This window comes from Actinoplanes sp. NPDC051633 (assembly GCF_040681735.1).
GTDB lineage: Bacteria > Actinomycetota > Actinomycetes > Mycobacteriales > Micromonosporaceae > Actinoplanes.
On sequence record NZ_JBFAZH010000103.1, the window covers coordinates 1 to 12,070 of the forward strand.

General features: G+C 72.5%; 10 protein-coding genes and 1 pseudogene. 7 read left to right on the forward strand and 4 right to left on the reverse strand.

The window, feature by feature from the left end; all coding sequences use genetic code 11:
• Window positions 1–1,124: spore photoproduct lyase family protein (locus tag AB0M20_RS08980; protein ID WP_364296069.1), on the forward strand; the 1,124-nt coding region annotated here is incomplete at its 5' end.
• An 11-nt stretch (window positions 1,125–1,135) separates the two neighbouring features.
• Entirely contained in the window at window positions 1,136–1,483 is a 348-nt protein-coding gene (locus AB0M20_RS08985) for a DUF2203 domain-containing protein (RefSeq protein ID WP_364296071.1), read from the forward strand.
• Window positions 1,484–1,592: 109 nt separating this feature from the next.
• Here the strand turns inward: AB0M20_RS08985 and AB0M20_RS08990 are convergent, their stop codons facing one another.
• Window positions 1,593–2,036 (reverse strand): DUF6194 family protein, encoded by a 444-nt coding sequence (locus AB0M20_RS08990; RefSeq protein WP_364296073.1) that lies wholly within the window; start codon window positions 2,034–2,036, stop codon window positions 1,593–1,595.
• A gap of 54 nt (window positions 2,037–2,090) precedes the next feature.
• Between AB0M20_RS08990 and AB0M20_RS08995 the strand changes: the two genes are divergently transcribed.
• Window positions 2,091–2,747, forward strand: coding sequence for a MerR family transcriptional regulator (locus AB0M20_RS08995; RefSeq protein ID WP_364296075.1), 657 nt, complete (start codon window positions 2,091–2,093; stop codon window positions 2,745–2,747).
• Between the two features lie 12 nt (window positions 2,748–2,759).
• Here the strand turns inward: AB0M20_RS08995 and AB0M20_RS09000 are convergent, their stop codons facing one another.
• Together AB0M20_RS09000 and AB0M20_RS09005 are read right to left on the reverse strand one after the other, a co-directional pair.
• On the reverse strand, window positions 2,760–4,445 hold the full coding sequence (locus AB0M20_RS09000; protein WP_364296077.1) for a VCBS repeat-containing protein: 1,686 nt from the start codon (window positions 4,443–4,445) through the stop codon (window positions 2,760–2,762).
• A 45-nt stretch (window positions 4,446–4,490) separates the two neighbouring features.
• Window positions 4,491–5,042 (reverse strand): trypsin-like serine protease, encoded by a 552-nt coding sequence (locus AB0M20_RS09005; RefSeq protein WP_364296079.1) that lies wholly within the window; start codon window positions 5,040–5,042, stop codon window positions 4,491–4,493.
• A gap of 129 nt (window positions 5,043–5,171) precedes the next feature.
• On the opposite strand from AB0M20_RS09005, the gene AB0M20_RS09010 reads away from it, so the two are divergent.
• Genes AB0M20_RS09010 through AB0M20_RS09020 form a run of 3 tightly spaced genes read left to right on the forward strand, consistent with a single transcriptional unit; the run spans window position 5,172 to window position 9,338 of the window.
• Complete coding sequence (locus AB0M20_RS09010) at window positions 5,172–7,913, forward strand: FtsX-like permease family protein (protein ID WP_364296081.1); 2,742 nt, start codon at window positions 5,172–5,174, stop codon at window positions 7,911–7,913.
• On the forward strand, window positions 7,903–8,709 hold the full coding sequence (locus tag AB0M20_RS09015) for an ATP-binding cassette domain-containing protein (protein ID WP_364296083.1): 807 nt from the start codon (window positions 7,903–7,905) through the stop codon (window positions 8,707–8,709). The genes AB0M20_RS09010 and AB0M20_RS09015 overlap by 11 nt, the downstream gene beginning before the upstream one ends.
• On the forward strand, window positions 8,706–9,338 hold the full coding sequence (locus AB0M20_RS09020; RefSeq protein WP_364296085.1) for an ATP-binding cassette domain-containing protein: 633 nt from the start codon (window positions 8,706–8,708) through the stop codon (window positions 9,336–9,338). Before AB0M20_RS09015 ends, AB0M20_RS09020 begins: the two co-directional genes overlap by 4 nt.
• On the opposite strand, the gene katG is transcribed toward AB0M20_RS09020, so the two are convergent.
• A complete protein-coding gene (katG, locus tag AB0M20_RS09025; RefSeq protein ID WP_364296087.1) occupies window positions 9,301–11,451 on the reverse strand; it encodes a catalase/peroxidase HPI in 2,151 nt (716 codons plus the stop codon). The genes AB0M20_RS09020 and katG overlap by 38 nt on opposite strands.
• A 269-nt stretch (window positions 11,452–11,720) precedes the next feature.
• Between katG and AB0M20_RS09030 the strand changes: the two are divergent.
• Window positions 11,721–12,070 (forward strand): annotated as a pseudogene (locus AB0M20_RS09030) (hypothetical protein); the annotation flags it as partial.

Below are 12,070 nucleotides of genomic sequence, written 5' to 3' on the forward strand. Positions count from 1 at the left end.
GGTTCTCCGCCCTTGCCGAAGGCTCAGCGGCCGGTAGCAGCACAGCCGCGCCGCCCGCACGGCCGGCGCGGCGGTGGATGCCGAAGCGGGTGGTGGCGACGCCGGCCGCGTACGACCACCCGCACGGGCTGCGGATCATGGAGCAGGTCGAGGCCGCCGGCATCGAGGTGGAAAGGCTTGCCGGAAACAGGCTGACCGGGGTACGCGGCGCGACCGACCGGGAAACGTACGCGCGGGCCAAGGCCACCATGGCGATCGTGGTGAGCCCGCCCTCCCGGCGGAAGCTGCAGCCGATCGCGCCCAGCGCCGACTGGCGCTTCGACCTGGCCGAGGGCTGCCCGGCGCATTGCCAGTACTGCTACCTGGCCGGGTCGCTCTCCGGGCCGCCGGTCACGCGCGTCTACGCCGACCTGGACGACATCCTCGGCGGGCTCGCCGACTACGCGGGCCGCGGCACGATCACCAGCCGGCGGGCGGCCCGCCGCGACGAGGGGACGACGTTCGAGGCGTCCTGCTACACCGACCCGCTGGCCCTGGACCACCTGACCGGGAGCTGGCGGCGGGCCGTCTCGTTCTTCGGCGAGTGGGACGCGCCGGTGCAGCTGCGCTGGACGACGAAGTTCGACTACGTGGGTCCGTTCGTCGGATTGCCGCACTCCGGGCGTACCCGGATCAGGCTGAGCGTGAACTGCCTGCCCGTCACCACCCGTTTCGAGGGCGGCACCAGCCGCCTCGCCGACCGGCTGGCGGCGCTGCGCCGCCTCGCTCTCGACGGCTACCCGGTGGGCCTGACCATCGCGCCGATCATGCCGGCCGCGGACTGGCAGTCGGAGTACGGCCGGCTGCTCGACGACGTTGCCGCGGCCGTCGCCGGGGTGCCCGGCCTGGACATGACGGCCGAGCTGATCACCCACCGCTTCACGCCGGGCAGCAAAGAAGTCCTGCTGGGCTGGTATCCGCGCACCCACCTGGAGATGGACGAGCCGTCGCGCAGCCGGAAGCACGGCAAGTTCGGCGCGGTGAAGTACGTGTACCCGCCGGACACGATGGGTGCGCTGCGAGCCTGGTTCGAGGCGCAGATTGCCGAGCGCCTCCCCGAGTGCCGCATCCTCTACTGGACCTAAGGTCTGTTGCCATGGGTCTGTTCACGGTGGCTGAGGCCAAGGCGGAGCTGGCACGGCTGCGGCCGATCCTCGACGAGATCGTGGTGGTGCGGGCCGACATGGTCGAGCTGGCGTCCGGCATTCCGACCGAGCTGGGTGGCGTGCCGGAGCGCAAGGCGGCGGAGGCCCGGCTCAACGAGCTGATGACGGCGGTGCAGGAGACGGGCGCGGAGCTGAAGGGCGTCGCGCCGCTGCTCGTCGACTTCCCGGCAGATCTCGATGGGGTGCCGGTGTTGCTGTGCTGGCTGGAGGGCGATGCCGAGCTGGCGTGGTATCACCGCGCGGATCTGGGCTTCGCCGGCCGGCGTCGGCTGCCGTGACCGTGGTCTGTGGACAACCGCCGGAAACGGTCACACCCGGCGGCTAGTCTCCGACCCACCCAGTGCAGGGGTGGGGGTGGCGGCGGCGCGGCACAAAACCGGCAAAACGTCACGGCGTCGACCGGCGACGCTCGTGCAGCCCTCTCGCCCGGTCATGCGCCGCGGCGAGCAGGTCACGAACCGCTTCGGCCGTTCCCGCTCCGGGGTTGACGACCGAGAGCCACGCCACGCTGCCGTAGACCGGATGGGGAAAGAGAACGTCGACGTCCGACGGATCCACCTCCTGGCCGGCCCACTCGGCGAAGTCCCCCTTGGACGCGGCGATGTTCAGGCGGAAGACGCCGGGGCGGTCCAGGCGCGAGGACTCGTCGTCGGGATAGTTCTTGGTCACGATGGTCGCGAAGGGCTGGCCCCTGGGCACCACACCGTCCGGCGCGTAGTAGAAGAAGACGTCGCCCCAGGCGATCTCGGGTGAACCGTCGCCGGCCTGCGGCCTGATCGTCAGCACCCCGCCCATCGCCTCGACCTGCTCGATGATGTCGCCGATCTCCATGGTTCAAGTGTTTCATTGAAGTGCTTATGGAGACTTTCGGTTCGAGGGGACACCGTGAGGACGGCAGACGTGGCCCAGCGGGCCGGCTATTCGGTCCAGCAGATCCGCAACCTGGAACGCGACGGCATCCTGCCGCCGGCGCAGCGGTCGGCGACGGGATACCGCCGATACACCGACGCCCACGTGCGGGCCGCGCTGGCCTATCGGGCGCTCGCCGCGGGCGTCGGACCGGTCGAGGCCAAGCGGATCCTGCGCGCCGACGACCTGCTCGCCCTCCTCGACGAGGCGCACGCGCGGCTGCATGCCGAGCGGCGCGACCTCGCCCTGGCCAAGGAGGCCGTCGCCGCGATCGCGGCCGAGCCGATCAACGACCCGAGCCCGTCCGACGCGATGAGCATCTCGGAGCTGGCCGACGCGCTCGGCGTGCGGCCCTCGGCGCTGCGCCACTGGGAGGCGGAGGGCCTGGTCGAGCCGGATCGCGCGGGGACGTCCCGTGCCTACACACCCGGCGACGTGCGCGACGCGCGCATCGTGCACCAGTTGCGCCTCGCCGGTTACCGCATCCCGCAGATCCGGGCCGTCCTGCCGCAGCTCCGGCAGAGCGGCGACTGGCAGGACATGGTGGCAGCACGCGACGCGAGCATCGCCACCCGGTCGCGCGCCCTGTTACGGGCGGCGGCCGAGCTCGACGGTATGCTCGCGTCGCGGTGAGCCGATCCAGTGCTAGTCGCGCGGGCCGATGCGGACCGGGTCCGCCCAGTCCGGGGAGCCCTTCGGCGTCGCCGGGAAGAGCAGCAGCTCACCCGAAGGGTCCTTGGCCAGCAGACCGTCGTGCTGACCCGCGGCGAACCGCACACCGACCAGCTCGGTCCGGTTGGCCCACCGGTCGCCGGCGCCCGGGTCGACCGACGGGTCGAACTGCGAACCGTCGGCCTTGCTGCCGTAGAGCCGCAGCTTGCCGGTGGCCTTGTCGACGGTGAGCAGGTCGTCGAACTCGTCACCGTTGAAGCTGCCCAGGGTCACCTGCGTGCAGCAGTTCCAGCCGGTGCCGTAGCCCACCGCGGCGTCGAAGTGCCCACCGGCCGCGTTGCCCTTGTAGAGGTACAGCTTGTTGTCGGCGTCGCTGATCGACAGCAGGTCGTCGAAGTCGTCGCGGTTGACCCGCCCGATCGCGATGTCGTGGTGCGGGCCCCAGCCGGAGCCGATCTGCTGGCGGACGCCGAAGATCGTGCCGGCCGCGGTGCCCGGGTAGAGCCACTGCTTCGCGGTCGAGATCTCCAGCGCGATCAGGTCGTCGAAGTTGTCCCGGTTGGCCTTGGCGATCACCAGCTCGCGACCGTTGGCCCAGCCCGAGCCCACCTGCACGCGCGGCCCCCACGTGTTCGCCGCCGTGCCGGGGTAGAGCCACAGCAGACCGGCGGGGTCGACCCCGATCAGGTCCTGGTACGCGTCCCGGTTCAGCTCGCCCACCGCGATCTTGGTGAGGTCGGCCGGTGTCGGTGTCACGACCCGGCCCACCGGCGGGACCGCGGCGTTCCAGGCGCCGGCCGCCGTCCGCGAGATCAGCGCGGTCTGCCCGCTCGTGGCGTCCACCTTCAGCAGCCCGTCGAGCCCCGAGCCGTCGAACCGGCCGCGGGTCAGGAAGGCCGAGGACGCCCAGGTCGCGCCGGCGCCCGGGTCGACCCCGGGCACGAACTGCGTCCCGTCCGCCCGGCCCGCGTACAGGCGCAGCCGGCCGGTGGCCTTGTCGACGGTGAGCAGATCGTCGAAGTCGTCGTCGTTGTACCGGCCGAGGGTCAGCTGGGCGCAGCAGTTCCACCCGGTGCCGTAGGCCACGCCGGCGTCGAAGTGCGCACCGCCCGCGTTCCCCTTGTAGAGGTACAGCTTGCTGTCGGTGTCCTTGACGGTCAGCAGGTCGTCGTAGGCATCCGCGTTGACCCGGCCGATCGCGATGTCGCGGAACGGACCCCAGCCCGAGCCGTACTCGACCCGGGTGCCGAACCGGCCGCCGGTCGCGGTGCCCGGGTAGAGCCACAGCTTCTGGCTGGCCGTCTCGATGGCGAGCAGGTCGTCGTACTGGTCACGGTTGATCCGGCCGACCGCGAACTCGCGGTACGGACTCCAGCCCGTGCCGATGTCGATCCGGGTGCCCCACCTGGTGCGGTCCGCCGTGCCCGGGTAGAGCCAGAGCTTGCCCGCGGAGTCCGCGGCGATCAGGTCCTCGACGCCGTCGCGGGTGAACTCGCCGGTGACCGGCTCGCGAAGGCCCTGCGGCTGCGCGGCGGTCGACGCCCGGATCCAGTCGCCGAGGTCGTCGACTCGGGTCTCGACCGCACCGTCGCGCGTCTCGGTCTCACCCAGGCAACCCTTCTGCCACGAGGTGTCGCTGATCCCGACCAGCTCCACCACGCCGCCCGCAGCCTCCCGCAACGCGGGCCCGCCGGCATCGCCCTTTCAGGGCGCCGCGCCCGTCACATCGAACGACGAGGCGTCGGCCGACTGCACGGTGAAGGACGACGCGTGCAGGCGATCGGGCACCCACTCGGTGGCGGTGCGACCGTACCCGGCGATCCGCAGGGTCTCGCCCACCTCGGCGGCGGCGCCGAGCTTGACCGGCGCCACGCCCTCGACGGCGGCGGAGAGCTCGGCCAGCACCACGTTGCGATCCGGATGCGGGATCAGCGACTGGACCGCGACGCGGTAGCCGGTCACCTTGGTGAGATCGGTCCGTCCGACCAGGACGGTGGCCGGCCGGGCCGGCGTGCCCGCGGCGACCGGGCCCGAGCCGTCGGTGAAGCAGGACTTGTTGGTGGCCACCCATCGGCTGTCGACCAGGACGCCGGTGCAGCTGCGTTGATCACGCTCCTCGCCGAAGGTGACCTTGGCCACGAACGGCAGCTCGCCGTCGGCGACCGGCTCGGCCGTGCCCACCGCGGACGCGGCGCTGCCGGTCAGAATCCCGGCGGCCAGGCCGCCGACGATGAGCGCACTTCCCCATGCACGCACGTGTATGCGCACAGCAAACCCCCGTGTGCAGATAGACGGCTCCCGATCGGAGCACCCGCAGATCTTATGCGGACGGTCGACCGGCGCGCTGCCCCGTCATCGGCTGAGCCGTTGTGCGAGGATCTCGGGATGCTGCCGGATCGCCTCGCCGCCGCGGGTGTGTTCGGCGGATTGCGGCAGCGCGCCTGGTCGGTGCTGACCGTCTGCGCCTTCCTGGTTCCGGCCGCGGCCTGCGCGGCGAGCCCGATGTTCGCCGAGGCCTCCGGCAACGCCGCCTTCGACGCCCGGCGCGCCGCCGTTCCGGTCACCGCCCGCCAGGGCGACGCGGCCGTGGTCCGGCTCTCCGTCGACGCCGGACCCTCGGCCCTCGACCAGCGGTCGGTGCTCACCGAGATGCGGGCGATCCCGGGTCTGGACGCGCCGCGCCTGACCGGCGGGTCGATCGGCGCCGAGCTGCTCCGCCCGACCTTCTGGGAGTCCACGGTCAGCCTGGGTGGCAAGACGGACCGCGGACGCCTGTACGCCGTCGAGGACCCGCGCGCCGAACTGACCGCGGTGGGCGAGACGGTTCCCGGGCAGGGTGTGTGGCTTCCCGTGCCGCTCGCGACCGAGATCGGCGCCCGGGCCGGCGACCGGGTGGTCCTGGCCGTCCGGGCCGGCAAGAACGGGAAGCCGAAGCGGACCCCGGTCCGGATCGCCGGCGTGTACGCGGTCGACGGGCGGCTGCCGGCCGGTCCCACCTGGTCGCTACGCAGCCTCGACGTGCCCGGCGACACCGAGTACCGCACGTTGTCCTCGTACCTCGTGGTCGGCGACATCGCGACCGTCGAGAAGCTCGCGACCGACGTCGAGGACAAGATCCTGTGGAGTGCCGAGGCGAGCCTGACCGCCGGCGCCACCCTCGCCGAGGCCAGGGCCACGGCACACCAGGTCGAGGAGATGCGCCGCCGGTACGCGACGACCCGCGTGGAGGATCAGGACGATCCGCTCTCGCTGCGCTTCGCCAGCGGCATCGGCGGGATGGCGGCGGCCGCGACGGCGACCAACCTCGCGGTCGCGCAACGCACCCGCCCGATCGAGTGGGCGGCGATCGTGATCGGGCTGGCGTCGGTGCTGGCGGTGGTGGTGCTGTCGATCCGGCGCCGGGAACGGGAGCTGCGGCACGCCGTCGCGGTCGGCCTGCCGCCGCTGCGCATCGGCGCGTTGTGGCTGCTCGAGCATCTCCTGCCGGCGCTGCTCGGCTCCGCCCTGGGCTGGCTGGTCGCGTGGCAGTTGGTGGCCCGGTTCGGTCCGCCCGGCCGGCTGGTGGAATCGCCCGTAACGGCCGCGTGGGCGGCCGCCGCGGCCGCCGCGGCCGGGCTGCTGACGGTGGCTGGGGTGAGTGCGGCGGCCGCCTTCCGGCGCGTGCGTCCGGCTCCGCCGGCGACACTGCGGCGAGCGCTGCCGTGGGGGTTGCTGGTGGTGGTCGCGGCGATCGTGGCGGTGGCCGGGCTGTCCGGAGCATCGGGTACGCGCGGCGGCGTCGACCTGCTCGTACCCCTGCTCGTGCTCGCCGCGGCAGCGGTCGTCACCGGCCGCCTGACGGCCGTCCGCCGCGCCCTTCCGCGCAACCCCCGTCGTGCGGTCACCTGGCTGGCCGCGCGCCGCCTGCGTTCCGGCGGCGTCGAGCGGCGACTCGCCGTCGTGGTCGTGACCACCGGTCTCGGCATGCTGCTGTTCGCCCTGTCCGCGCTGGAGTCCACGGCGGACTCCGCCGACGACCGGGTGGCGGTGGCGGCCGGCGCCGAGGGCGTGGCGACGCTGGAGGGCTCGTGGCAGCTCGACCCGCAGGCCCCGCTGACCCCGCCGGACCCTCCGGTCGGCGAACCGCTGCCGGTCACCCCGGTTCCAGGTGTCCGCAACCCGCCGCTGCCGCCGGGCAACACGGTGGTGTGGCGCGCCGACATCACGACACCGCTCGACTACGACCAGCGCGACATGCTGTTGATCGACGCCGAGCGGTTCCGGGACGTGGCGCTGTGGGGCCGCGGGGCCGACCTGGCCGCCGCCCGGGCCGCGCTCGACGCGATCGACGTTCCCGCCGGCCACGATGGACCGATCCCGGCGATCGCCGTCGCCGATCCCGCATCGGGCGGTCTCGACACGATCGCCGTGAACCTGGGCTACGCGGAGCCGCAGAATCTGCAGCTGGTCGCGCGCGTGCCCGCGTTCCCCGGCATGCAGCCCCGCCCGATGTACGTGGTCTCGGCCGACGCCATGTTCGCCGCGATCGACGGGCCGTCCGATCCGCGTCTGCGGCCGCGGTCCGGCCTGGGGCCGAGCCCGATGTTCGCGCGTACCTACTTGTGGAGCCGGAACGGTGCGGCCGGCATCAACGCGGTGGTGGCCCCGCAGGACGTCAAGCCGGAGCGGGTGGAGACCGCCGCCGAGCTGCGGCAGGGCGACGCGTACGTGGCCACCGGCCGGGCGCGCGGCTACCAGCTGGCGGTGGCGGGCTATCTCGCCCTCCTCGCGGTGCTGACCCTGTGTGTGTACGCCCAGCGCACCGCCGCCGCCCGCCGCCCCGCCGACCTGATGCTGGCGCGGGTGGGCTTCGGCCGGGCCCGGGTCGCGCGCGCCCGGGTGCTCGAATTCGTCCTGCTCGCCGCGATCGCGCTCGGCACCGCCGTGGCGGCAGTGGCCGCGCTCGCGCCGCTCGGCGGCCGCCTGCTGGACGATCAACCGGGCCTGCAGCCCGCCTTCGCCTTCCGGCTGTCGCCGCTGGGTCTGATGGCGGCGGCGGCGATCGCCGTCGTGGGCACGATCGGCGCGGTGCTGCTGACCACCGCCCGTTCCGCGAGCGCGGAGGAGGCCGCCTACCGTGACGACTGACCTTCTTTCGGGGCGCGAGCTCCTGCAGCTCTACGCCGCGCCGACCGGACCGACGCAGGCGCTGCGCGGCGTCGACGTCGTCGTGCGCGGCGACCGGATCACCGCGATCACCGGGCCGTCCGGCAGCGGCAAGTCCACGCTGCTCGCGGTGCTCGCGTTGCGGGAACGGCCGGCCAGCGGCGAGCTGCGGCACCGCGACCGTCTGGTGTCCGGCCTGTCCCGCCGTGAGCTGCAGCGGTTGCGACGGCGGGAGATCGGCTGGGTGGCGCAGCGCCCGGCGCACAGCCTCTTCCCGCAGCTGACCGCGCGCGGACAGATCGCCCAGGTGGCCGGGCTGCGCGGGCTGTCCCCGACCGGCACCGAGCTGGCGGCGGTCGAGCTGACCGACCTCGGCGACGCCTACCCGGGCACGATGTCCGGCGGCGAACAGCAACGCCTGGCCGTGGCCGCCGCCGCGGTCGGGCCGCCGGCGCTGCTCATCGCCGACGAGCCGACCGCTGAGCTGGACGACGAGTCCGCGGCGCTGGTGCTGCGGCTGCTGCGGTCGTGCGCCGACCAGGGCAGTGCGGTGGTGCTGGCCACGCACGATGCGCGAGCGATCGAGGCGGCCGACACGGTGCTCCGGCTGCGGCACGGCGTGCTGTCCACGGAGCACGAGACCGGGCGTGAGCGGACGGCGACCATCGACGGCCAGGGCCGCCTGCAACTCCCCGAGGAGATGCTGCCGCTCTTCCCGGACGGCCGGGTCGTGGTCACGCTGGCCGACGGCCACGTCGAGCTGCATCCGCCGTCATGATCGTCGAAACGCACGAGGTGCGGCACGCCGGCGTCCTGCACGACGTCAGCCTGAGTCTGCCGGCGGCGCAGGTGGCGGTGCTGGCCGGGCGCTCCGGCTCGGGCAAGACGACGCTGTGTCACCTGATCGCCGGGATCATGCCGCCGTCCGAGGGCCGGGTGCTGGTGCGGGACCGCCCGGCACACTCGGTGAAGGATTGGGCCGAGGTGTCGCTGCTGCCCCAGCGGCTCGCGCTCGACCCCGAGCTGACGGTGGCCGAGAACGCCTTCCTGCCCGCGGGGTTGCGCGGCCGGACGGGCGACCCCGATCTGCTCGACCGGCTCGGGCTCGCGCCGATCGCCGACCGCCCGGCCCGGGACACCTCGGTGGGTGAGCAGCAGCGGACCGCGCTGGCCCGCGCGCTGGTCCTGGCGCCGGCGGTGGCCGTCCTCGACGAGCCCACCGCCCATCAGGACGATGAGCACGTCCAGCTGGTGCTGGACGTGCTCACCGTGGTGGTGCGGACCGGGACGCTGGCGGTGGTGGCGACCCACGACCCGCGGGTCATCGAGATCGCCGACCAGACCATCCACCTGCGTTCCGGCCGGGTGGTTACTTCCTGGCCAGGTCGAACCGGTCGTTGTTCATGACCTTGTTCCAGGCCGCGGCGAAGTCCCGCACGAACTTCTCCTGCGCGTCGTCCGAGGCGTAGACCTCGGCGCACGCCCGCAGCTGCGAGTTCGCGCCGAAGACCAGGTCGACGGCGGTGGCGGTGCGGGTGACCTCGCCGGTCGCCCGGTCGCGGCCCTCGTAGACGCCCTCCTCGCCCGTGCCCGCCGACCACTCCGTGTCCATGCCGAGCAGGACCCGGAAGAAGTCGTTGTTCAGCGTCCCCGGCCGGTCGGTGAACACGCCGTGCTTGGCGCCGCCGTAGTTGATGTCGAGCGACCGCAGGCCGCCGACCAGCACGGTCAGCTCGGGCACGGTCAGATTCAGCATGTACGCCCGGTCGACCAGCAGCGTCTCCGGCGAGAGCTTGACGCCGGCCCGAACGTAGTTGCGGAACCCGTCGGCGACCGGCTCCAGCACCTTGAACGAGTCCACATCGGTCTGCTCCTGCGACGCGTCGCCGCGGCCCGGCGCGAACGGCACCGTGACGTCGACGCCGGCGTCCTTGGCCGCCTTCTCCACGGCCGCGACGCCGCCCAGGACGATGACGTCGGCGAGCGAGACGGGCTTGCCGAACTCCCGCTGGATCCGCTCCAGGACCGGCAGCACCTCGGCGAGCTGCGCCGGGTTGTTGACCTCCCAGTCCTTCTGCGGGGCGAGCCGGAGCCGGGCGCCGTTCGCGCCACCGCGCATGTCGGTGCCGCGGAAGCTCGCCGCCGCCGCCCACGCCGTGGAGACCAGCTGGGACACCGACAGGCCGGAGTCGAGCAGCTGCGCCTTGAGAGTCGCGATGTCGGCGTCGTCGATCAGCTCGTGGTCGGGCGCGGGCACCGGGTCCTGCCACAGCTGCGCCTCGGGGACCCACGGGCCGAGGTACCGCTCGATCGGGCCCATGTCGCGGTGCAGCAGCTTGTACCAGGCCTTGGCGAACGCCTCGGCGAGCTGGTCCGGGTTCTCCCAGAAGCGCCGGGCGATCGGCTCGTAGATCGGGTCGATCTTCAGGGCCAGGTCGGAGGTGAACATGACCGGCGCGTGCCGCTTAGACGGGTCGTGGGCGTCGGGCACCTGGTCGGCGGCCGCCCCGTCCTTGGGCTTCCACTGCTTGGCGCCGGCCGGGCTCTCGGAGAGCTCCCAGTCGTACCCGAAAAGGTTGTCCAGGTAGCCGTTGTCCCACTTGATCGGCTCGGCCGTCCAGGCGCCCTCGAGGCCGCTGGTCAGCGCGTCGGCGCCGACGCCGGTGCCGGCCCGGTTCTTCCAGCCCAGACCCTGCTGCTCGAGCGGCGCGCCCTCCGGCTCGGGGCCGAGGTGGTCGGGCCGGTGTGCGCCGTGCGCCTTGCCGACCGTGTGGCCGCCGACGATCAGCGCCACGGTCTCCTCGTCGTTCATCGCCATCCGGCCGAACGTCTCGCGGATGTCGCGGGCGGAGGCCAGCGCGTCCGGGTGGCCGGCCGGGCCCTCCGGGTTCACGTAGATCAGCCCCATCTGCACGGCGGCCACCTCGCCGCTCAGCTCACGGTCGCCGCTGTAGCGCTCGTCGCCGAGCCAGGTGTCCTCGGGGCCCCAGAAGATCTCCTCCGGCTCCCAGATGTCCTCGCGGCCGAAGCCGAAGCCGAAGGTCTTGAAGCCCATCGACTCGTACGCCACGTTGCCGGTGAAGACCAGCAGGTCGGCCCAGGAGATCTTCTGGCCGTACTTCTGCTTGATCGGCCAGAGCAGGCGGCGGGCCTTGTCCAGGCTCACGTTGTCGGGCCAGCTGTTGAGCGGGGCGAAGCGCTGAGCGCCGCTGCCACCGCCGCCACGGCCGTCCGCGATCCGGTACGTGCCGGCGGAGTGCCAGCTCATCCGGATGAACAGCGGCCCGTAGTGGCCGTAGTCGGCCGGCCACCAGTCCTGCGAGGTGGTCATCACCTCGAGGATGTCCTTCTTCAGCTCGTCGACGTCGAGCTTGGCGAACTCCTTCGCATACTCGAAGGAGGCACCGAGCGGGTTGCCCTGCGGCGCATGCGCGTGCAGCACCGAAAGGTTCAGACTCTCCGGCCACCAGTCCTTGTTCGTGGCGGGGCGCCCCGGCTTGGCGGTCGGCGCCGGGATCATCGGGTTTTCGCTCTCACTGACGCTTTCTGTCGCGTCCTTCTGGTCCGACACGTCAGTCCTCTCTCTGTGCACGTCTCCGGCTCTTCAGCTCCAGGAAAGTCTTGTCGATAATCTGGAATGCTTCAAGTCTGGGGACGCCGGGTGATTGTGCCGATGCGCACAGCAACGATCCCACCGGCCGGCGGTCACGGCGAGTTCATCGATGTTCTTGACTGCGTTGTCGTCGGCGCGCAAGATTTAAGAAACTTTACTGAAGCGAGGAGATCGTCATGCGGAGCCGGACGGCTGCGGTCATCGCGGCGATGGTGCTGGCCACGGGCCTGCTGGTCGCGCCCGGCTCCGCGAGCGCCCATGCCCGCGAGTGCGCCACGCCCTCGATCGACCGGCTCCAGCAGTGGCTGGCCAGCGGCGAGGGCACGACCATCCCCGCGACCGGCAGCATGCTGGTGCCGACGCGGCACGGGTACGCGGCCAGGATCGAGTTCGTCAACGCCGAGTGGCACGTGGCCGTGGTCTGGCTCGGCAACCAGTTCGAGGCGCAGGCCGATCTGACGCGCTCCGCCGGGTTCTGGCTCACCTACAGCGCCACCGACGACCTCTGGGTGCAGCTGCGGCCGGC

Bases quoted from the DNA above. Each gene is read 5' to 3' on its own strand.
- AB0M20_RS08985 (WP_364296071.1), top strand. From the start codon at position 1,136: ATGGGTCTGTTCACGGTGGCTGAGGCCAAGGCGGAGCTGGCACGGCTG.
- AB0M20_RS09010 (WP_364296081.1), top strand. From the start codon at position 5,172: ATGCTGCCGGATCGCCTCGCCGCCGCGGGTGTGTTCGGCGGATTGCGG.
- katG (WP_364296087.1), bottom strand. From the start codon at position 11,451: ATGATCCCGGCGCCGACCGCCAAGCCGGGGCGCCCCGCCACGAACAAG.
- AB0M20_RS08990 (WP_364296073.1), bottom strand. From the start codon at position 2,036: ATGGAGATCGGCGACATCATCGAGCAGGTCGAGGCGATGGGCGGGGTG.
- AB0M20_RS09020 (WP_364296085.1), top strand. From the start codon at position 8,706: ATGATCGTCGAAACGCACGAGGTGCGGCACGCCGGCGTCCTGCACGAC.